Source organism: Capnocytophaga sp. (assembly GCF_030532915.1).
In the GTDB taxonomy this organism is placed as follows: Bacteria; Bacteroidota; Bacteroidia; order Flavobacteriales; family Flavobacteriaceae; genus Capnocytophaga.
Genome location: NZ_JAUNKD010000025.1, coordinates 1 through 21734, shown reverse-complemented (window position 1 = coordinate 21734; position 21734 = coordinate 1). Strand labels below are relative to the sequence as shown.

The 21734-nt window shown below is 35.8% G+C and carries 23 protein-coding genes; 5 read left to right on the top strand and 18 right to left on the bottom strand.

From position 1 onward, the window contains the following. Positions 1-548 precede the first annotated feature (548 nt). The 4 genes from Q4D72_RS08610 to Q4D72_RS08595 all read left to right on the top strand — a co-directional run bounded on the left by Q4D72_RS08610 (position 549) and on the right by Q4D72_RS08595 (position 4463). A complete protein-coding gene (locus tag Q4D72_RS08610) occupies positions 549-1910 on the top strand; it encodes a sigma-54 dependent transcriptional regulator (protein ID WP_303077432.1) in 1362 nt (453 codons plus the stop codon). Positions 1911-1995: 85 nt separating this feature from the next. Continuing rightward, the gene (locus tag Q4D72_RS08605; protein WP_303077431.1) at positions 1996-2547 is read left to right on the top strand and encodes a thioredoxin family protein; all 552 of its coding nucleotides are present in this window, start codon (positions 1996-1998) and stop codon (positions 2545-2547) included. 87 nt (positions 2548-2634) lie between these two features. Then, entirely contained in the window at positions 2635-3798 is a 1164-nt protein-coding gene (locus Q4D72_RS08600) for a sigma-54 dependent transcriptional regulator (protein ID WP_303077430.1), read from the top strand. A gap of 5 nt (positions 3799-3803) precedes the next feature. After that, complete coding sequence (locus Q4D72_RS08595; protein WP_368502040.1) at positions 3804-4463, top strand: vancomycin high temperature exclusion protein; 660 nt, start codon at positions 3804-3806, stop codon at positions 4461-4463. Positions 4464-4502: 39 nt separating this feature from the next. On the opposite strand, the gene Q4D72_RS08590 is transcribed toward Q4D72_RS08595, so the two are convergent. The 4 genes from Q4D72_RS08590 to Q4D72_RS08575 form a co-directional block, all read right to left on the bottom strand. Then, positions 4503-7172 (bottom strand): AsmA family protein, encoded by a 2670-nt coding sequence (locus Q4D72_RS08590; protein ID WP_303077429.1) that lies wholly within the window; start codon positions 7170-7172, stop codon positions 4503-4505. Positions 7173-7196: 24 nt separating this feature from the next. Further along, a complete protein-coding gene (locus Q4D72_RS08585) occupies positions 7197-7955 on the bottom strand; it encodes a carboxypeptidase-like regulatory domain-containing protein (protein ID WP_303077428.1) in 759 nt (252 codons plus the stop codon). A gap of 195 nt (positions 7956-8150) precedes the next feature. Then, positions 8151-9911, bottom strand: a complete 1761-nt coding sequence (locus Q4D72_RS08580) for a DEAD/DEAH box helicase (RefSeq protein WP_303077427.1) — start codon at positions 9909-9911, stop codon at positions 8151-8153. 150 nt (positions 9912-10061) lie between these two features. Continuing rightward, entirely contained in the window at positions 10062-10703 is a 642-nt protein-coding gene (locus Q4D72_RS08575) for a viroplasmin family protein (RefSeq protein ID WP_303077425.1), read from the bottom strand. A gap of 124 nt (positions 10704-10827) precedes the next feature. Between Q4D72_RS08575 and Q4D72_RS08570 the strand changes: the two genes are divergently transcribed. Next, the gene (locus tag Q4D72_RS08570) at positions 10828-11307 is read left to right on the top strand and encodes a hypothetical protein (RefSeq protein WP_303077424.1); all 480 of its coding nucleotides are present in this window, start codon (positions 10828-10830) and stop codon (positions 11305-11307) included. A gap of 458 nt (positions 11308-11765) precedes the next feature. On the opposite strand, the gene Q4D72_RS08565 is transcribed toward Q4D72_RS08570, so the two are convergent. From Q4D72_RS08565 to Q4D72_RS08500, 14 genes are all read right to left on the bottom strand, one after another. Further along, the gene (locus tag Q4D72_RS08565; RefSeq protein ID WP_303077423.1) at positions 11766-13928 is read right to left on the bottom strand and encodes an alpha-N-acetylglucosaminidase; all 2163 of its coding nucleotides are present in this window, start codon (positions 13926-13928) and stop codon (positions 11766-11768) included. A gap of 170 nt (positions 13929-14098) precedes the next feature. Then, positions 14099-14866: a DUF695 domain-containing protein gene (locus Q4D72_RS08560; RefSeq protein ID WP_303077422.1), complete on the bottom strand. Its 768-nt coding sequence runs from the start codon at positions 14864-14866 to the stop codon at positions 14099-14101. Between the two features lie 71 nt (positions 14867-14937). Further along, complete coding sequence (locus Q4D72_RS08555; protein WP_303077421.1) at positions 14938-15663, bottom strand: hypothetical protein; 726 nt, start codon at positions 15661-15663, stop codon at positions 14938-14940. Positions 15664-15753: 90 nt separating this feature from the next. Beyond that, positions 15754-16134: a hypothetical protein gene (locus Q4D72_RS08550; RefSeq protein WP_303077420.1), complete on the bottom strand. Its 381-nt coding sequence runs from the start codon at positions 16132-16134 to the stop codon at positions 15754-15756. Positions 16135-16196: 62 nt separating this feature from the next. Continuing rightward, entirely contained in the window at positions 16197-16637 is a 441-nt protein-coding gene (locus tag Q4D72_RS08545) for an SMI1/KNR4 family protein (protein WP_303077419.1), read from the bottom strand. A gap of 11 nt (positions 16638-16648) precedes the next feature. Next, on the bottom strand, positions 16649-17248 hold the full coding sequence (locus tag Q4D72_RS08540) for a hypothetical protein (protein WP_303077418.1): 600 nt from the start codon (positions 17246-17248) through the stop codon (positions 16649-16651). A gap of 41 nt (positions 17249-17289) precedes the next feature. Beyond that, complete coding sequence (locus Q4D72_RS08535; RefSeq protein ID WP_303077417.1) at positions 17290-17607, bottom strand: hypothetical protein; 318 nt, start codon at positions 17605-17607, stop codon at positions 17290-17292. A 141-nt stretch (positions 17608-17748) separates the two neighbouring features. Further along, the gene (locus Q4D72_RS08530) at positions 17749-18057 is read right to left on the bottom strand and encodes a hypothetical protein (protein WP_303077416.1); all 309 of its coding nucleotides are present in this window, start codon (positions 18055-18057) and stop codon (positions 17749-17751) included. 22 nt (positions 18058-18079) lie between these two features. After that, a complete protein-coding gene (locus Q4D72_RS08525) occupies positions 18080-18538 on the bottom strand; it encodes an SUKH-3 domain-containing protein (protein ID WP_303077415.1) in 459 nt (152 codons plus the stop codon). 13 nt (positions 18539-18551) lie between these two features. Next, positions 18552-19262, bottom strand: a complete 711-nt coding sequence (locus Q4D72_RS08520) for an SMI1/KNR4 family protein (RefSeq protein ID WP_303077414.1) — start codon at positions 19260-19262, stop codon at positions 18552-18554. A gap of 64 nt (positions 19263-19326) precedes the next feature. Further along, positions 19327-19803, bottom strand: a complete 477-nt coding sequence (locus Q4D72_RS08515; protein ID WP_303077413.1) for an SMI1/KNR4 family protein — start codon at positions 19801-19803, stop codon at positions 19327-19329. Between the two features lie 37 nt (positions 19804-19840). After that, complete coding sequence (locus tag Q4D72_RS08510) at positions 19841-20266, bottom strand: hypothetical protein (protein ID WP_303077412.1); 426 nt, start codon at positions 20264-20266, stop codon at positions 19841-19843. A gap of 88 nt (positions 20267-20354) precedes the next feature. Next, positions 20355-21434, bottom strand: coding sequence for a hypothetical protein (locus tag Q4D72_RS08505; RefSeq protein ID WP_303077411.1), 1080 nt, complete (start codon positions 21432-21434; stop codon positions 20355-20357). Between the two features lie 64 nt (positions 21435-21498). After that, positions 21499-21734 (bottom strand): hypothetical protein (locus Q4D72_RS08500; protein WP_303077410.1); only part of this gene is annotated, 236 nt, incomplete at its 5' end.

Below are 21734 nucleotides of genomic sequence, written 5' to 3'. Positions count from 1 at the left end.
CGTTTATTTAGGGTTTTTACACGTTTTTACACGCTTTGAATCAAAGTTTAAAACTTTGAAATTTATTTATATTATTGATTATTAGTTTGTTATTTTATTTTTGAAAAAGAGGATTGAAAATGGCACGGATTTTTCTGTTAGGTAAGCGTAGGTTTGATTTTTACATTGTGAAAAATTAAATAAGTAAAAACAAAAAATTAGTTAAAGGCAAAAAAAGCTGTTTAAAACATTGTTAGATAAGATTTTCATTAAATATTGAAAAATTATTGAAAAACAATTACTTTATGTAAAATCATTCATTAAACTATTCAAAAAATAGAATTGAAGCAGAATTTTATGAAAAAAACTTTTTTTGAATAGTTTAGATGATTTTAAACATTATTTTTGGAGTTAGTAGTAGTATTTATATGCATTGTGAAAAAGGACTTTTTCGGGAGAAAAAGTCTTTTTCTTTTTTTAACACGTTTTTTTAATTTAAAAGTGTATATTTGCCTCCATCTGCGCTTTGGCAGAACTTTTACATCATTAATTTCTAAAAACATTGATAGATGAATCCGATTCTGATTGTAGAGGATGATATTACGTTTGCAAAAATGCTGACTCGTTTTTTGGAACGAAACGGGTACGATGTGGAGGGGTGCACCACTTTGGAAGAAGCCAAGAAAAAAGTAAAACCTTCTACTAAAATGGTTTTCACTGACTTGCGCTTGCCTGATGGTGACGGAATTTTGCTTTTGAAACAAATTAAAGACGCGTATCCTCAAATTCCGGTGATTGTAATGACGGGTTATGCCGAAGTTTCAACCGCTGTTGAAGCAATGAAATTGGGGGCATTTGACTATATTTCAAAACCTTTTCAGCAAGAAGATGTGTTGAATGTCATTAAAAATGCGGGAAATTCAACCTCTTCGCAAACAGTAGTGTCTGCTCCGCCTTCTAAAAATAAAGCCGAAAAAGAAACTAAAACTGCCGAAAAAGAAACTCCGTTTGTTGCAGGTATTAGTCTTGCTTCCAGAAAGTTAAATGAATTTATCAGTTTGGTAGCGCCCACTGATATGTCGGTTTTAATCACCGGTGAAAGCGGTACCGGAAAAGAAGTTGTGGCAAAGTCAATCCATCTGAAAAGTGATCGGGCAAATAAGCCATTCATAGCGGTGGACTGTGGTGCCATACCCAAAGAAATTGCGTCGAGTGAATTTTTTGGGCATATAAAAGGGTCATTTACAGGGGCTATAAGCGATAAAAAAGGGCATTTTGAAGAAGCCAACGGCGGAACGATTTTCTTGGACGAAGTCGGTAATTTGAGTTACGAAAACCAAATTCAGCTTTTGCGAGCTTTGCAGGAGCGGCGCATCAAACCCATCGGGAGTTCCAAAGAAATTGAAGTGGACATTCGTGTGTTGGCGGCAACCAATGAAGATTTGCTTTCGGCTGTTGAAAAGGGGCAATTCCGTGAAGATTTGTACCACCGATTGAATGAATTTTCAATAAAAGTACCTTCGTTACAAGAGCGAAAAGACGATTTAATGATTTTTGCGTCTCATTTTCTGGAAGTTGCCAATCAAAAATTGCGAAAACAAATTTATGGTTTTTCAGAAAAAGCCGTCCAACGGATGCTTGTTTATCCTTGGAACGGAAATTTGCGCGAACTTTCAAACGTGATTAAAAGGGCAACGCTTTTAGCACAAGGTAATTATATTACCGAAGATGATTTGCCTGAAGAAATTGTTTCGGAAACACACAACCTTATTTCCGAAAAAATGTCTTTCTCAACCAAGGATAACGAACGCGAGCTTATCATCAGTGCGTTGAAAGAATCACAAAATAATAAAACGGAAGCTGCAAAATTGCTAAACATCACGCGCAAAACACTTTACAATAAGTTAAAAGCTTACGATATTAATTTGTAAAACTTAAAAAATCACATTTTTTAATTCGTGGCATTATTTTTGATAAAAAGAAAGCACAAACTTTTTAATAGAAATTTAATAAAATATGACAAAGAAATTTATTGCAATCGTTGCCTTGATTTTAACAGGTGTAAATTTGCTTTCAGCGCAAGAAATTAAATGGATGACTTTTGACGAGGCAATCACAGCCCAGAAAAAAAATCCGAAAAAGATTTTTGTTGATGTGTACACCGTTTGGTGTGGACCGTGTAAAATGTTGGAAAAGAACACGTTTGCAAACAAAGATGTTGCCAAATACATAAGCGATAATTATTACGCCGTTAAATTTAATGGCGAAGGCAATGAGGTGGTTAATTACAAAGGGCAGAAGTTTGAAAATAAGGGATATGACCCTGCCAAAGCCGACAAACGAAATGCAGCACATCCGTTTGCCAATTATTTGCAAGTGCAAGCCTACCCAACAATGCTCTTTTTTGATGAAAAAGGAGACTACCTTCAACCTTTAACAGGCTATTTTAAACCTTCTGAAATTGAGATATTTTTGAAATTATTTGCCAAAGATGACTTCAAAAATATTAAATCACGCGAAGATTTTCAGAAGTATCAAACAAATTTTAAAGGGACTTTTAAAGACTAAAATGTTTTCATAGTTGATTTGTGAAAAGCTCTTGGGGGCAAATTACTCTCAGGAGTTTTTCTTTTTTATTACGTAAATACAGAAAAAATGCCTAAAATACTCATTATTGAAGACGAAGCTGCTATCCGCAGAGTGCTTGGTAAAATTTTGTCGGAAGAGAATAAGGATTATGAAGTTGATGAAGCTGCTGACGGAGCCGAAGGACTTGAAAAAATCAAAAAGGAAGACTATGATTTGGTGCTTTGTGACATTAAAATGCCTAAACTCGACGGGATGGAAGTCCTCACTGAAACCAAAAAAATAAAGTCTGAAATTCCGTTTGTGATGATTTCCGGTCACGGTGATTTGGAAACTGCCGTAAACGCAATGAAATTAGGCGCTTACGATTATATTTCAAAACCGCCCGATTTAAATCGTTTGCTTAATACGGTTCGTAATGCGCTGGATAAGAAAGAATTAGTTGTTGAAAATAAGCGCTTAAAAAAGAAAATTACCAAAAAATATGAAATGATAGGCGAAAGCGAGGCATTGCAACAAATTCGTCAAATCATTGAAAAAGTGGCACCTACCGAAGCCCGTGTTTTAATTACGGGGTCTAACGGAACCGGAAAAGAGCTTGTGGCGCACGCCTTGCACGAAAAAAGTGAGCGGGTCAATGCCCCGATGGTAGAGGTGAATTGTGCTGCAATTCCATCAGAATTGATTGAAAGTGAGTTGTTTGGTCACGTGAAAGGAGCTTTTACTTCTGCTGTTAAAGACAGAGCCGGAAAATTTGAGGTAGCCCACAACGGAACTATTTTTTTAGATGAAATTGGTGATATGAGTTTGCCTGCTCAGGCAAAAGTGTTGCGGGCGTTACAAGAAAATAAAATTTCGAGGGTAGGGAGTGATAAAGACATTAGTGTTGATGTGCGCGTAATTGCCGCTACCAATAAAGATTTGAAAAAAGAAATTGCCGAAGGGCGTTTTCGTGAAGATTTATACCATCGTTTGGCGGTAATTTTGATAAAAGTTCCATCACTTAATGACAGAAGAGACGATATTCCGTTGTTGATAACGCATTTTTCTGAAAAAATTGCCCAAGAACAAGGTATAACCCCTAAAAAATTTGAGAAAAAAGCTGTTGAATTGCTTAAAAAGTATGATTGGACGGGAAATATACGCGAACTTCGTAACGTAATTGAACGATTGATTATCCTTGGCGGAAAAGAAATTTCAGAAGAAGATGTGAAAATCTTTGCTGGAAAATAAACATAATGATGAAAACTTCCATTTTAAAGCAAAAAAGATTTTGGTATGTGATTTTGTCGGTTTTCTTATTTCTTTTGTTGCTGATATTGGTGTGTAATCAAATTGTAATTCGTCAAGTAAAAGGATTGACTTACAATTCATTGGAAGAAATTCCTGTAAATAAAGTAGGCTTGGTTTTGGGCACAAGTCCTGTTTTAAAAAGCGGAATGGTCAATCCGTATTTTCGGTATCGGGTTGAGGCGACTGTTGCCCTGTTCAAGGCTCAAAAAATTACTCGTGTTTTGGTAAGTGGTGACAATAGCCGAAGTGATTATAATGAACCACAAGCGTTTAAAGATGAACTTGTTAGGCGAGGAATTCCCGAATCGAAAATTATTTTGGATTATGCAGGTTTCAGAACGCTTGATTCAATGGTAAGAGCCAAAGAGATTTTCGGGCAGACAAAACTAACGGTAATCTCGCAAAAATTTCACAATGAGCGTGCCATTTTTTTAGCAAAACATTATGATATAGAAGCTGTTGGGTTTAATGCCCGCGATTTACCTTCGGCTTTGGGAATAAAAACGCAACTCCGTGAGTATTTAGCCAGAACAAAATTGTTTTTCGACATTTTATTTTCTGTAAATCCGAAGTTTTTGGGTGAAAAAATTCAAATTGAAGACTAAAAAAGTCAAATTCAACTGATGAATTTGACTTTTTTTAGGCTATTCTTTCTTCTCATTGCTTCCGCCTAAGCCTTTTAAAAAGTTACCGATTTGTTTCTTGGCTTCTTTTTTGGCTTCTTCTTTAACTTGTGTTTTAGTTTGTTCAAGTAAGCTGTCTTTATTTTTGTTAACCAGATTGTCAAGCATTTGTGTGGCTTTTCCGGCGGTTGTTGAATCCGTTTTTGATGAAAGCAGACCACTAAGGGCTTCGGTTCCTTTGTTTTTTAGGTTATTGATTTGACCCGCAGCTATTTGCGATGCCAAATTGGTTGCAGCCTGTTTCATATCGGTTGAAACTTTTGGATTTTTGAACGTTCCGCCCACGGTGGCAATTACCGGAATATTTTCTATTTTCTTCTGATTTTCAGGAGTTAATCTCGATAATAAACTACTTGCTTCATTGCCTAGCATTTGTGGCGGAACATTGAAAACCAATCTGTAATCCATCGTTTGGTCAAAACCGTGCATTCCGTTTATTTCAATGGCTATATCTTTGTATTTCAGTGTGAAAGGTTCAATTTTTACTTTTCCGTTTTCAAAACGAACCGAGGCTTTTTGGTCTTTCAGATTCAAATTTGAAAGATTTAATCCGGAAAATTGTGCGTTTAAGGAAGAAAGCAAAGGTGATGCATCACTTTTAATTTTTGAATCAACCAATGAGGCTAATAATTCGCCTGAAATTGTATTTAAATCAGGGGTTAAGTTGTTGGTTAGCTTTCCATTAACATCAATTTTTGTGTTGATTAATCCTTGAACAACATTGGCTATCGGGGCTATTTTCGAGAGCATATCCACCTTTGTAAAAGCCTCTGTAATATTAACTTTATTCATAACCAAATTGGCATCAAATAAGGGGACGTTTTCTTTGGTTGATACACTTCCGCCAAAGGCAACAATGCCACTGAAAAGGTCTGTTTTTAGGTTTTCCAACAGTACTTTTTCATCTTTCACAATAAGTTTTCCGGAAACATTTTTTAGTTGCAGGTTGTCGTAAACCACGGTGTGGGCATTTGCCGTGAAGCTACAATCTAAAAAAGATGGGATTTTAAATGAATTTTGGGTGTTTTCTTCTTGTTTTTGCTCTTTTTCGGCGTTATTTGCTGTTTTGCTAGGCTGTAAAAAATCATTTACGGTTAGTTTTTCGGATTTCATATTGAAATTTCCCTTCAAAATTTCTTTTTTGAATAAAAATCCGTACAAATTATCAAATCTTCCTTGTAAATTGAGGTCTGATTCACCTGTTTTTGCTAAAAAACGATTCAATTCAATGTGTGAAGGACTGAAATTGAGTCCGGCTTCATTTATATGAAAAGGTTTGGGCAACTCATCTCCTTCATAAACAAATTGTTGTACGGAGATGTTGCCTTCACTTTTTATATTTTGATAAAGCTGTTTTTCAACAGAATTCATATCCAATTGAGCAGAAACGTCCATTTTTAAGATACCACTCATTTGTTTGTTAAGCGATACAGGATAGGCTTGTGAAAGGTTTTTTAAATTGATAACTCCTTTTAAATCAGTATTTATATGTGGATTTTCAACTATGTTACCAATATTAGCTTTGGCAGCAAAATAATCCTGATCAATGCTCATTGTGAATTTGTTGAGATTGATTTTTGTATCGTTTAAAAGTCCCGTTGCGTTATTTATTTTCAAATCAATGTTGATGTTACGAACCGTTTTTGGCAGATCGGGATATTTTAACGAAGCATTTTCTGAAAACATTTCAATGCCAAATGTTGGAAATTTTTCGTCAATCATATCACCTTTAACCACTCCGTTTACGGTAAAATTTCCGGTAGTATTCACATTTTCAATGCTTTTTGAATATTGTTCGGGCAGCAGTGCCAAAAAATTTTGAAACGATGATGAAAGTGTTTTAAACGTAAGGTCGTAACGTTGCCCTTCGTTTAAAAGTTGGATAAAACCATTAAAGGCTAATTGTAAGCGATTTACAACAGCTTTATTTTCTTTGAAAGTGTATTTTTGTTGCGTTAAATCAATTCCTAAAACGGCATCTAATGAAATCGGAACACGATTCATAAAATTACTTTTATCCATTGAAAATGAAATGTTTGCCTTACTTTTTGTATTTAAATCTAAAATTTCATTGGCGAAATTTCCTTCCCCTTGATGAAAGATACTGTCGATGACCAAAAGCATATTTCCGTCATCGTTTTTAAAAGTAAACTTCATATTATCAACGGAATACGATTGGATTTTTATTTTCAATGGGTTAGATTGGACAGTTTCTGTTTTATTTTCCGACGGAAGAGCGATGTCATAATTGCCCTTTCCTTCCGCATTTAAGTGAATTAGTGCAGAAGCATTCTTTAAATTGAATCCCAATATGTTATAATTTCCTGAAAGTAAATCTTTTATGTTTAATTTTATAGTTGCTTTTTCGGCATAAAAAAGCGTGTCGCCCACAAAAGGAGCTTTGTTAATAATATTAAAATTAGTTAATAATATACTTGCTTTTGGGAAATTTTGGAACAAACTTATCGAAACGTCTTCCAAGGAGGCCGTAGCGTTGATGTTCTCATTAACCATTGCAATGGCTTTTTCTTTGATGGTGTTTTTGAATAAAAAAGGGACGGCTATCATTGCTAAAATGATGATAACCAAAGTTATAAGTGTTGCTTTGAAAATTTTTCCGACTTTTTTCATTTATTGACTTTTTAAAGGGAGAGGTTACTTTTTCTTTCGGTTTAAAACGCGATACTCTTCATAACAATTGCTGATGGCTTCCAGAATTTGTAAATCATTTGCCGACATTATAAAATCGCTGGAATAATTACACGAACGGATAATGTCTTCCAACTCACTTCGGCTTATTTGCAAAAGTTCAAGTAGGGTTTCACGGTCGTATTTTTGTGCAAGTGCATCACTTAACTTGTTGTCATCACGTATTTTACGTAATTTTTTCATTTCCTGTCCTCTTGACCCGAACGTTCGGTAAAGTAGGTCGGCGGGATTGAAAATGGCACTGAAGACACGCCCTACGGCGCTGGCACTTGCCTTACTTTCATAACCGATTTCTAAGTTTGAAATGCTGTATCGCTTATTTTCATTTATGGGTATATTTTTGGCGTCAATATCTAAAAAACCTGTTAATTTGTAAGGAGTTATGACAACTTCTTCCAGTGCATAAGCCAGTTCGGTCATCCCGATTTTTGTGCCCGTAAACCGAATCATATCGTTGGTAACAAATACTTTCATTGATTTATGCCCTAAAAACGATAGATAAAGCGTGTCATTGACAGAGGCACGAATGGTAAAATTTCCGTTGTTATCGGTGGTGGTGCCTATCACTTTATTTAGGTTTAAAATATGCACGTTTGGCATTTCTTTTTTAGTTTGGACGTTAAACACAGTTCCTTGAACCTCAGTTTCTTGTGCCGTGATGCAATGAAAAAATAAAATAGCCAGTATTGATAGTATTTTTCTCATATTCAATTAATTTGCTTCAACTTCATTTTCTTATCAGCGAATGGTATGCGTATATCAACGGATAAAGATATGAAATTTAAACATACGGTTGAGTGATTAATTTAATTTTTGTTTTTATTTAACATATATTAGTATTTTTACAATAAAAAAGAGTGAAGAATTTTCTTCACTCTTGATAGTATCCGTAAGCTGGAATTATTTTCGGCGTTTTCGTTTGCCAAAGGCTTTTTCAAAGGCTTGTGATGCTTTTTGTTCCCTTTTATTTTTTGTTTTTTTGGAAGATTTTTCACGTTGTGAAAAGCGCTCGGCAGATTTTCGTTTACTTTCACGGCTTTTTTGTCCTTTTTTGCCGCTGCTTCCCTCTTGTTTTGATGAAATTTCCACATTGATAAAACGCCCGTCCAACTGAAAATTTTCAAAAGTACGCATAACTAAATCCGTATTTTCACTATCGGTATTGAAAAATGCAAAACTGTTTTTTACATCAACTTTGAAAACATCATCGCGCCCTAAATTGAGGGTAGCTTTCAGGAAATCTTTTAATGTTTTCCAGTCGTAACCATCACGCTCTCCGATGTTTATAAAGTATCGGGTTTCGTTTCCGTCAGAGCTTGAATTGCTGCCTTTTGTGTCAGAAACATTTAGGTCAGCCGAATTTTTGTAGTAATTGAAAAAGCGATTAAATTCCACCGCCACCATTTTTTTGATGAGTTCTTCACGGTCTAAACCTTGCAAAACGTCGTAAATAGCCGGAAGGTAATCGTCAATGGCGCTGTCAACCGTTTCGTTTTTGATGTTGTTTGCCAAGTGATAAAGCTGTATTTCACAGATTTCGATACCGCTTGGAAGTTTTTTCAGTTCAAAAGGCTGTTGAATAATTTTCTCAATGGCTTTAATTTTTTTAACTTCACTTTTAGGTACGATAACCATTGAAACGCCTGATTTTCCGGCACGTCCGGTGCGCCCGCTGCGGTGAGTGTAGGTTTCAATTTCATCAGGAAGCTGATAATGAATCACGTGTGTAACGTCATCAACATCAATGCCTCGTGCGGCGACATCGGTGGCTACCAACATTTGTATTTGTCTGGCTCTGAATGATTTCATTACCAAATCACGTTGGTTTTGACTCAAATCACCGTGCAGTGCGGCGGCGTTGTATCCGTCTTCAATTAATTTTTCGGCAACGGATTGGGTGTCTCGTTTGGTGCGACAAAAAACCACCGAAAAAATATCCGGATTGGCATCAGCTAATCGTTTTAGGGCTTCATACCGATGTCGCCCGTTTACCATATAAAATTCGTGGCGAATGTTGTTAGAGGCTTGATTGCGACTCCCAACGGTGATTTCGAGCGGTTTGTGCATAAATTGTTTGGCAATTTTTGCTACCTCGTTAGGCATTGTTGCCGAAAAAAGCCAGGTGTTTTTTGTATCAGGCGTGTGTGCGAGAATAGCCGTAATATCTTCATAAAATCCCATATTGAGCATTTCGTCGGCTTCGTCCAAAACGCAGTGTTCAATGTTGTTGATATTCACAAAGTTACGCCGAATCATATCTTGCATACGCCCGGGCGTGGCAACGATGATTTGCGCTCCTTTTTTAAGGTTTCGGGCTTGTTCTTCAATGCTGGCACCTCCGTAAACGGCAACCACATTTGCTTTGGGCAGGTACTTGGCATATAGTTTTAATTCCGAAGCAATTTGCAAGCAAAGTTCTCGGGTAGGAGATAGGATAAGACCTTGTGTTTCACGGCTTTCAAGATTTATTTTTTGAAGAAGCGGAAAGCCGAAAGCCGCCGTTTTTCCGGTTCCGGTTTGTGCCAGAGCCACCATATCGGTGTCTTCGGAAAGTAGGGCAGGGATTGCTTTTTGTTGTATTTCAGAAGGGGTCTCAAAGCCCATATCGGTGATGGCGTTGAGTATGGGCTCATTAAGTCCCAATTGTTTAAATAAATTCATATATAATTTTCTACGGGGGCAAAGGTAGTAATTAATTGCTAATTATTCATAAAATATCAGATTTATTATTTTTTATACCATTTTTATTACCGCATAAAAGAATTATATTCTGCTAAATAAACTCTTTGTTGTTTGTTGATTATTAGTGGTTTATGAGTTGTTTTTTCGTCCGAAATCGGCAGGGATTTCGCCCCACGCTTTGGTTTCCCATTTTAAAATATGATTGACGAAAGTGTTTTGATGTAGCCAGATTTCGGCACGTTCAATGAGTTCAAATATTTTTTGGTTTTGGTCATTTTCTTGAACGTTGGTTTTGCATTTTTTGAATTTTACCCAATTAATGGCGATTTTGCTATCGGAATAAATGGGTATCGTTTGGTTGTGTTTTTTCAATAATGCCAATGCGTGAACAATTGCCAGAAATTCACCAATATTGTTTGTGCCTCCCTGTATCGGTGCGATTCTGAAAAGTTCCTTTCCTGTTTGGGTGTCCACGCCGCGATATTCCATCACACCGGGATTTCCGCTACAAGCGGCATCAACGGCAATGGAAGGAAATGCAGGATTCCCGATTCGTTTTAATTCATTATCAGATAATTCTGATGCGAAAAATGTTTTGCCTTTGTAGTCTTCAAAACTTTCGGAAAAAGCTTTCTGAGCCAATTCCAACGAAGGAAAACTTTTGTATTTAGCATTTGGAAAACCCTCCACAGCTTTTTTGCATTTTTCCCACGAGGTGAAAACGCCTGTTTTGTGTCCTTCCCAAACTACGTAAAATTTCTTTTTTGCCATTTTAATTGAAATGGGGCAAAGGTAATTATTTTACTGAAATGAAATGATAGGTTTGTTTTGGAAAAAGTTTTTTTGATAAAGTTTCAAAAACAGTTACCTTTGTACCGAAACGATTTAATTCATTATGTACACCATTTTTACAACCGGAATTTTTCTTTCATTGTTTAATACTCAATATAAATCAGGAGATAATATATGGAGAAATACCCGATATAATAAAAATTATGTTTTTAATGCCTTAATGGGAAAAGAATTCTTTTTTAAAAACAATAAGAAAATATTAGATATAAATGCAAGAGTAACTTTTACCGGAAGAGAACGATATACTCCTTTTTTTGAGTTAAATTCAATTGCAAATGAACGAATTATTTTAGATGAGAAAAATGCACTTTCAAATTCATATCCTGATACTTTTTATGTTGATTTAACATTAAATTACAGAATTAATCATCATAAAAGTTCAAGTGTTTTTTCATTTCAAATGAAAAATATTTTTGCAGCTCCTATTTATCAAGGATATAATTATAATTTCCAAATAAAACAAGTTGAGTTTACTAAATCTACTTTATTAATTCCAAATATCAGTTACCGAATTGATTTTTGATTTTTATAGAACTTTTTATCTATAAAGAATAAAAAATCCTTACAAATAAATTATTTTTTAAGGATTTTTTTGTGTTTTATGCTATATTTTATTTTTGTAATCTGTTTAAATGATTTTAATTGATATAAAATAAATATTTTTTCAGTAAATTTAAAATTTTAATGTAATTAATTTAATTTTGTATGTTGAAAAAATAATTTTGTATGTCAAAAAAATAATTTTTTATGTTATAATTTGTTTTTTATATGTATTATAAATAATTTTATATGTGTATTTTTTATTTTTTTTGAATAAAATTTAAATTTTTACTATTTAATCAAAAAAAATAAATGCTATTTTTTAATTATAAATTATTAATTGAAAAAATAGCATCTTACTTTTATAAAAACAGAAAAATTTTGTAATATTCTTTATTTTTGAACTATATTTTTGAAATTATGAAAGAAAATAACAAATTATTATTCAATTGAAAATGCTAAAACCGATTGAGTAAGTTGTTTTAATTTTTCAGCTGAAATATTTTTCTCTTCAAACAACTCAGGGGAAAATGTCCAGCGTTTTTCCATTTGAAAGTAGTTGATATCTGTGGTGTCTTTTCCTTTTAAAAATAATTCTTGTTGTTTAAAAAATAAACTCCAACGTTCGTAATATAAACTTCTTAAAATACCGCTCCATTCCTTGTGGGCGTAATCTTTCAGGTCGGTATTTTCGTTGGTGTCAGTTCCCCAGTAGGTAATTTGTGTTTTGGCATTTTTTAAGGCTTGTCGTTGTGAAATTTCATCTTTGGATAAGCTTATTGCCTGTTTTAAAAATGAATGCAACTGAAAATGTACATTGCTGCTCAACAATTCATCTTGAAGTAGCATTAATTGCAAGAATTTATCTTTATTTTTGATGAAATCTGACAGATTTTTCTCGGCAATGTTTTGCTCAATTTTTCGGTATAAAATCAAACTTCTGTCGGAGTTAAGTTGCCGCAATAAATCAATTTTATCGGTGAGATAAGTCTCAGAACGGGCAAAATCTTTTTCCGCTTCCACAAAATAATTCACCGCTTTTTGAAAATCTTTTAAATCATAATGTCTTTTACTATTTCCCCACGTGGAAACGGACTGCAATCCCAATCGTGGGCGTGCGCAAAACATACTTTCGGGCGCTCCTTGTTGGTATGCTTTATTGCTTTTGTACACGGTTTTTAGTAGTAATTCCCACGCTTTTTCCAGTGAAGGTGATGTTTTTCCGTAGCGATACAAAATGTATTTTTTTATCCATTTTTCGGTTTGTTGATGTTTTGGGGTAAGGCTGGTTTGCCACGCCAAATCAAGGGTAAAATCATACACTGGCGGATTGTTGTGAATGCCTTCGGGGAGTATGCCGATACCTTTAAAATACGGAACTTGGGGCGAATTTTGCAAACGAAAAACCTCATCGGCAAAACGTTGGATTTTTCCGTAAAGCCCTGTTTTTGCTCCGAAATTACTGATTTGGCACCACAGAAAAGGCGTTTGGTTATAGGCGTTGCGTCTTTCCCAATGCGAGGTGTTTTCGCCTTCCAATTCCAAAATTAACGAGTGATTTTTGTCAATTCCTTTCAAAATGGCATCGCTCGGATTGTTACCCCAACCTTGAATGACCCACACCGAATTGGGGAAATTATCCTGCATTTTGCGTTGAATCAGCCGGGCGGCTTCCACCACATTGAGCGAACCGACCTTTCCGCCTTCGTGAAAAGGGTCAGCTCCAAAAAACTGAAAATCACCGTATTCTTTTTTGATTTCGGTATAATAAATATCGGCAATTTTCTCAAAATAAGCATCGTTTGGGTGGAGAAAATCAGGTCGTTGAAAACCGCCCGCCCATTTGCCTTGTTCCACCACTTCAATGGGTAATTTTGTTTTCAAATCCGTTGGAATATTGCCGTAAAATCCTTGATACACAGGCGTTATGCCCAATTCTTTCATTCGTTTAAAAATCTGATGAGCCAACTCTCGTTGCTCCTCAATGAGCGAATCGGTAACGGGTCCGCCCCAACCTTCCAAATTTGCCATTTGCCACCACGCCGAAAAAATGGGCGGAGTGATGTATTTTTTAGCCTGTGAAGGCGTATAACCCAGTTTTTCGAGGGTTCGTAGCCAGATAATTTCCGTTCCGATGGGCGTAAGCAAGAGATTAACACCGTTTAAAGCCATCCAGTCCAATTCTTTTTGCCAATCCGTCCACGAATAAAACGGCATTGAGTAACTGATGGTGCAATAATTCAGTGCATACCGATACGAAAAAGGAGAAACGACCGAAATTTTTTCCGTCGGGAAGCTGATTTTATCGGGTTTTGCCAAATTATCCCCCAAATGCGAAAGGCTTCGGTGGGCAATAAACCGCAGATAATGCCCCAAACCCCGAGCCAGTGCATTGGAATTGCTTGCCGAAATATGGATTTTGTTCTTTTTTCGTTCAATATTAAAGAAATCGTTAGGCATTTTTGAGCTGCGGATTTCCAACTTCAAATGCGGAACCAACCAAGGTACTTGGCGTTGTGCTATTTCCATTACGGGTTTTGTGTCAAACTGCCCGTACATCAAAATAGGTAAAAAACAAATCAAAAGTAGGTAATATTTTTTCATTGTACCTTCATATTAAATTGAATATATTTTTTATTTTCAAATAATTGGAAATTATATATTTGTAATTAGATACAAAATAACCTGTTGATAATCTTAATGATTCGCAATGAAATGCATATTTGCAACATTTCATTGCAACGACCTACATATGCTCGTCAATTCACACATTTTCAGCTTTTTACAATGTTACAGCCCCAACCGTCATAGATGCCATTTAAAGGAGCAACAACCTCCATCAATTCCCAAACCACATCGTCCATTGTGTCGAGTGAAGGCGTATCTTGCCGTGTGATATGCACTTGGTAGGGATGCGTGTCGTCTGGGTGTTCGTCTAATTTTCGCTCGGATAAAATGCTGTAAACTAAACTTTTAGCCTTTTCACAAAATGCCAAAGCGTCTTCTTGCGATGAAAAATAAAGCCAATGGTCTATTTCACGGGCAACGGTTTCGTCATCGCCCTGCTCTTGCAATTGTCGGTACAATTTTCGGTTCATTATGCTTTGCATCGAAAAGGCATCAGGATATAAAAAATTAAAATAAGTATCCCATTCCGAATCATCAAATTCTTGATAACCAGACTTATAATTTGCAAATGATTTTTTCATCATCACTCCAAAATCTGCTTCCAAACCGTCTGTGTTCTGGGCATATACCCAAAATTCTAAAAATCCATCGCATTTAACGCTTCCTGCCATAAGGGCGTTTTTAGATGCTAAAACCTCAAAAAGAGCGTCTTCTATATCGCACAAAACAGGATATTCTTCGTTGGACGAAAGTCCCTCAGCCGTAGGGTTTTGCATCTTTACCAAAAAGCGTATTGATTTGCTAAAATCCTGAATAGGAGCTACTTCGTAAAGTCCTAAATTAACACGGATAGAGGCTGGGCTTCCCTCAATTTGGCAGAAGAAAAAGTCCCAATTTTGCGAAATTTGATTCATATTCATCATTAAAAGTTTTTAATTGAATTAATATTACAAAAATACGCTAATTTTTTGTGAAAAAATCATTCTCAAAGGCGAAATATTATCGGAACGGCGTATTTCTGATTGTACACTTCGGCTCGTAAAGAGGTTTTGGGTTTTATGATTATTTCGTTGTTTTTCAGTGAAATAGCATTCATCAAATAATAAATATCATCATAAAAAAACAGCGGATAACGAAACGCCTTTTCCTCGCCCGATTGCTTGTTGAGGTATTTGATGATTGCCACACCACCGTTTTTTTCCTTCAACGAAAGCGGTCTGCCCTCAGGATTGATTTGAAAAAAAATCCGAATGCTATATTGCGAAGTTTCTTTGGCTTTGTACAAAATCTCGATGTTTTTGCCGTGTTTTTCGATTTTTTGCTGTGTTTCTTCCAAGAAAAAGCGCATTTCAGGCGTTGATTTGGTTTTTAAGACCGAAAAAATGATATTTCTGACGAAAAAATCCTTCTTTTTTTGCGATAAAGCGTTAAAATGTTGCGGATTTACTCCAAAATCGGCGTACAAAGTGCGTTTATCGAAGTGCAATTTGCTAAATTCGATGCTGTTTTCGGCAATATTCGGATTCAAAATCACATACAGATGGTCTTCCTCACCGATGGAAAAATCTGATTCGGCAAGTTTGGAGGCGATGCGTTGCTCGTCAAACACCCAACCGGGGTAGGTGTCGCCCTCAAAATGAAATATTTGCCACGAGTCCGATGTGTTTTTTTCGTGTCGTTCGTAAGTGTGAATTTCTTTTAGGATTCTCATTGTCAGTGTTTTATAGTTAAGTTGTCAAGTGCCTTGACAGGCGTTTTTACAAAAAAGATGTTGCCTTTACATTTAATCTGCAATTACTTGTTAATCAAAGGTTTTAAAAGTGTCGTTTTTGATATAAAAATTCAGATTGTCAATCATATCTTGAATGCTGGCGTTTTCGTTTTGGTGGAGCGTATTGCAAATGACACTGCCCAGTATTTCGCCACTGCAAAGCATTTCCAAATTGTTTTTTAGCACAAAATCGGAATAGCCTTCGGGGTTTTCGTCCTCGTCTATCAAATCATCGTTGAGCGGCTCATCAAGATAGCAAAAACTGTCTTTTTCGATGGTCGTTAAGGCTTGTTCGCTGAATAAATCGACATAATCAAAATCCATTGATTTTTCGGACGAATTTTGCTCCTTTAAATAAAATTCAATTACCTGAGCGATAGTGTATTTCTTCTGTAATGATAACATTTTCATTGTTTTACGATTGTTTTTTATAAGTTGGGAACTTCATTGTTGCTTTGAAATAGAGGTGTAATTTACTCACTTTCAATAACTTCACTATTTTCAAGAATTTCGTCAAAACTATCGGCGATTTTCCCCACACTGCCATCGTCCGTATAATACGCCCAAACGGACATATTATCCTGAATATCAAAGTATAAGCGAACGCCATCACCGCCATCGGCAAACATAAAACTTTGGGTAAGTCGCTTTAAATCAACGCTTTCTTTGGGTTTGTCGTGTCGGCGTACGGCATTGTTTTGTATGCGAGTGTCCTCACTTGCCCAGATTTTGACATATTCCCAACTTTGCGAGCCTTTTCCAACTGACTCGGTTAGGCGGTTTTTGTTGTGCAAATCGATTTCTTGGTCGCTCATTTCCAGCAACATAAACAATTCAAAACTTGCCAACATCTTTTTGTACGAAGCAGGTAGCTCAAAGCCGTTTTCCTGCTCAATTTGAATGATTCTTTGCATATTTATTTTATTTAAAACACCAACAAAACGCCTGATTTATAGTCAAATAAGGCAGATTTTTGTAGGTTGTCGGTTACAAAATAGATAGGGTCGTAGGCTATTTCCGAGGTTTCTTTTTGGGGTTTCCAACCACAGGGCAAATAGCCTAAGTTTAAGATTTTTAATAAGTTACGACTGACATCAATCGGCATTTTGGGGTTTTGTTCCTGCATAAAAAATTCCATAAAGGCACTCATCACCACGCCAAGTAACACAAAATCAAAGACTTGGTCGGGTAGTTGTTTTTCGCGGATTTTTTGCTCCAAAACCGATTTTTTCAAGTTTAATTTTTGAACGGCTACCATTGTTAAATCGTTGGTATTAAGATTTTTAAAATGTTTATCAGCAAAGGCAAACAGGGCGTTTCTGTTGTCGAGGTCAAAATTTTCCCAAGCGATGGAATCAATGCTCGTTTTCACCTTTTGGGCATCACCGACATTTTCCACCAAAAAAGGACTAAACACATGACTATCAGTAGGAAATTTACCCACGTTACCAAGCCAATTTTCAAACGGAATCTCCGCAAAAAACCGCTCGGTACTTTGTTCTATTTCCGTTTTTGTTTCTTTCATTTTAAATTGGTTTCGATTTTAAACATACACGATTAATTTCTTTATTTTTCGGTTTTCGACAGGGAATGAGTGTCAATCACACTAAGAATCCGCCGCAATTCTGCACAAATTTCATTAATATTTGCTGATGAATACCGCATCACGGGTCGCTCCCAGTCCTCATTTTCAATGTAAAATAGGATAAACGCCTCAACACCAGCGTACCAGCCAATATCAATTATATACCGCCCGTTTTCCATTTGCAATAAATCTTCGCTTAAATCCGCTTTAATTTGGTCAAAGTTCTCACACTGAAAAATCCACGAAAAATTATCGTGCTGTATTTGCCAGTTTTTGCCACTAAAATCCTGAATATTCATTTTTAAGTTTCTCTCAAAAGACAAAAATAAACATAATTTACGGATTTGACGCATTTTATCATTTTGATATACTTTGCCAGAGTTGGTTGCGAATTTTCAGCGGAATGCATTTGGCGAAAGCGATATATCACTTCCCTGCAATTATTTGTTTTCCAGTAATTTAATAACTCCCTCGCCGACAGCCTTTGCTCCCTCCATTATGAAAAATGGGGTGTCTTCTATCATTTTTGAATAATCTACCGTATCGTAAAGTACTGCAATTGTGCAAAGTACAGGTTTGTCAAATTCAGTAACTTCGCCCTCAATAAAGCGAACGCCCAAATATTCGGTTTCGCCCTTGACAACCAAATGCGGACGATAAGTGCCTAAACTCAAATCAGGCAGGGTTTTCCGTTGATTGCCAAAAAAAGTAACCTCACAGAGCCAAATTTTATCGGATTGAAATTCCATAAAACACAATTTTTATAAAAAATTAACGAAACATCGTAGTTTCGATGGGCGAGTTTTTTAAAATATTTTGCAGTGCCAAAAACGGATTTTCGCCGTAAAAAATCAGCTCATCGCCCTCAATATGGAAGGCAAAAACCGCCCCTGACTCGTCCGCAAAAAGGTCGTACCAGCCCGATGCCATCGTCCCCAGCGGAAAAATGCGTTTTTCCAATAATTTTTCGGTCTGAGTTACTTTGGAATGTGTGAAAAATTGCATCGTGTATGACAAACAAAACTCAATTTTTTGTCCTTTATGCACAATTTGCTGATTGTCAAAATAAGACAAAAATAAAATTACCGATTTCGGAACAGATTCATAACCAGCATTTTGATATAAATCGGTGAGGTATTTTTCTTTTTCGGCAAACACTTCTTTGGCGATTTTTCGCTCAATGTGAATGCCCTTTTCAGCGAGTAATTTTTGTAGTGAAAGGCTAAACATAACAAGGTGTTTTTTAATTCGTTATAACGGCATATTGTTGTAAAAAACGACTGATTTCTTCGGCTTTGGGCGTAAAGATTTTTTGAAATTTGAATCGGATTTCGCCCGTATCCAAATTAAAATGAACCCAACCGCCGATATTTTGCAAAACGCACTTGGGCTGGTAGTTTTCTTTCACAAAAATGGCATCAACTGCATAGTTTTTCTTGAATTTTTTGTAAAGAACGGCTATTTTTTCAAGGGTCAAATCCAAAAAATCGTCTTCAATCCGAAAAAATCGCCAATCATTTTGATAGAACGAATCAAAATAAAGCCATTCAAGGCGATACTCTTTTTTATACCAATCAACTAATTCCCAAAGTGTTGCGAACGATTTCGGATATTCCGAATGTCGTGGTAACAACAAGTAAGGTAAGGACTTATCGTCAAGGGCAACAACGACATCACCGTCCGTGCTTTCGGCAATGCAAACACTATTTAAGGTTTTGTTTTGCAGTGATTTATCCCATTTCCATAAATCTAAATGTTCGGCAAAATTGTTTTTTATCAAATCTGCATCAGGCGTTTCAAACAGCAATAATTCATTGAGATTGCCATAGCCGTAATCGCTTAAAAAATCTTTGTAATCAGCTGGTAATTCGTAATTTACGGTGTGTTCTATTTGTAAAATATCGCTTTCATTAACGGGATATTTTTCTCCGATGTAATAAATCGTATTTTTCATAAGTTGCTGATTTAATGAATAAAATTATTTTGTAATTTTGTATAAATACGAGAAAAAAATTAGGTTATGATGCTGATTGTATCAAATCGGCTAACCAACTGTTAAAGTTCATAAAATCAGTGTCTTTCTCCCAATATTCAGGCGGAATATCGGCATAGAAAACCCCAAAATTTGCCTCTTGTTTTTGGATGAAAAAGCCCATCGGATGACCGTTTGCCGAGCCGACGATAAGGCAGTCAGGAAACAAATCCACGCCCGTACCTTCAAAAACTTGTTTTGACCAGCCAAAAATGGCATCAGGCGACAGAAAATCTACGCCCAAACCATAGTCCGTTTCAAAAAGCGTACACGCCCCTACCGACAGCAAAAAATCTTTGTAATCAACTGGAAATGAGATGTTATACTGCCGTTCAAATTGCAAAATTTCCTCTTGGCTGACCTTTTGTTTTAGCTCAAAACGATATTCATTATCGCCATAGGGAATCATTTTGCCTTTGCTTTTTAAAAGTAACTCGTTGATATACTGAATATTTTGGTTCATAAGTTTTTTTTAGTTTTTACAAAAATATATTTTATTCCTAAAACAAATGTGTATACACTTCCTTTTCGTTCTCTAACGCCTCTGTATCCATCTCATATTCACCGATATAATACAGATTTGGATACGAAAGCGAAACTGATTTATCGATTTTCAAGCCTTGTCGATACAAAGTTACATACGAATTGGGAATAACGCCCTGTTTTATGCAAAATTCACTTATTTTAGGAATATCTTCACTTTTTACCAAAGAATTAAAAGACAATTCTGACAGCGGAAAATCATACCGAAAATCAGGGTTTAGCACTTCCAAGCCGTAATCTTCTGGCAGGTAATCGTTTATATATAATTCTTTGAAAAACAATGGATTGTTATGTTCTTCATCAAAGATATACGCATCAAATTCGCGGGTTTTCCCCTCAATAATTCGTGCCACAAAAAGGTGATAATAATATGGTTTTTGCATTGGTTTTATTGTTAAAATTCATCGTTATTTACTGATTTTATGATAATTATCTTTATTTCTTAAATCCTTCTTTTTCATTAAAATTCCACTATTCTTCAAACTCAAATTTAGCAAAATCAGGGTAGCGATACACCGCAATACGCTCACGCCCACACTGTTGGGCAAGGGCAAACATTTCTTTTTGTGTGGCAACTTTTTCATAACCGATACCAATATGCTCAATATGTATATTTTGTAAAATTGGCTTAAAAATGGTTAAATCGGTTTGTGTGGCATTTTGTATGGCAAATTCCTTGATGGATTTACTTTTTGCCACCTCGCTAAAATCGGTAATGTTTTTGCACGAAGTGATTATCACACGCAGAAGTTTCTGTAAATCAGCTACATTGGGGAATTTTTCAATGCCGTTTAGCGTTTCGATAAATAAATGTTGTAGTCCGTCCATTTTGGAAATAAAATCCAAATTCGTCAGTTTGGGCAGTCGCCAAAGTTGTAAGTAACGGACTGATTTTAAGTTTGATAACACATCGATATTCTCAAAACCGCACAATTGAAAAGTAACATTTTTGAGTTGTTTCAGTTCGGCAAGGCAATCCATATTTTTCGGCTTGGAGACGCTTCGCAATCGTAATTCTTCCAGCTGGGTAAATTGTGGCAAAACCTTGTCCAAATTCTTTTCTATACCATTGATATACAAAAATTTAAGTTTTTTAAAATGGGCAATGGGGCTTAAATCCAGCTTTTTTGATTTTCCGATGGTAGTCAAAGCCAAAACCTCCAAATCTTCAGGCAAATTTGTTAAAAAATCAAGGTTCGGCACAGTGCAAAAATCGCATTCCAACACCAACATTTTTAAGTTTTTAAACGCCTCTAATTTGTCCAGATTGTGAATGTTATAATACGCCTCAATGTAGAGTTTTTTCACTTCGGTAATGCTTGTAATCCACTCAATATCAAAGTTTTGATACAGAAAAAATCGCAAAGGCATATCGCGATGTTGGGCGTAAATTTCCTTTTTTAACACTGGCAAAACTTCGTTTAAATTACTGCCTTCTTGGATTTGAATGCGGTCTAAATCGTTTTGCTCAATTTTTGCTTTGTAAGTGGGCAAATCCTCACGAAAATTGCGAAAATTAGAAATGCTCCAAAAGTTTAAGCTACAGTTCATAAGATGTTAAATTATATTACAAAATTAATGATTTTTCGGACAAAATCGTTTGCTCTGTGGGTTTTTAATCGTAATCGTATATCACGGCTTTGCAGTCCGAAAGCGGAAAGGTTTGATTATCAATCATAAAGGCGTTGTTTTGAATTTCGCCAAAGTTGATTTTCAGCTGATTAAGTCGGTTTTTGAGCAATCGCAAAATCGCTTCTTTGCCCAAATCGCCTTTGAATGACACGCCACAAAACACGCGGTCGGCAAGGGTCAGTTCGCAATTTTCCGCCAAAAAACAATGGTCGTATTGCC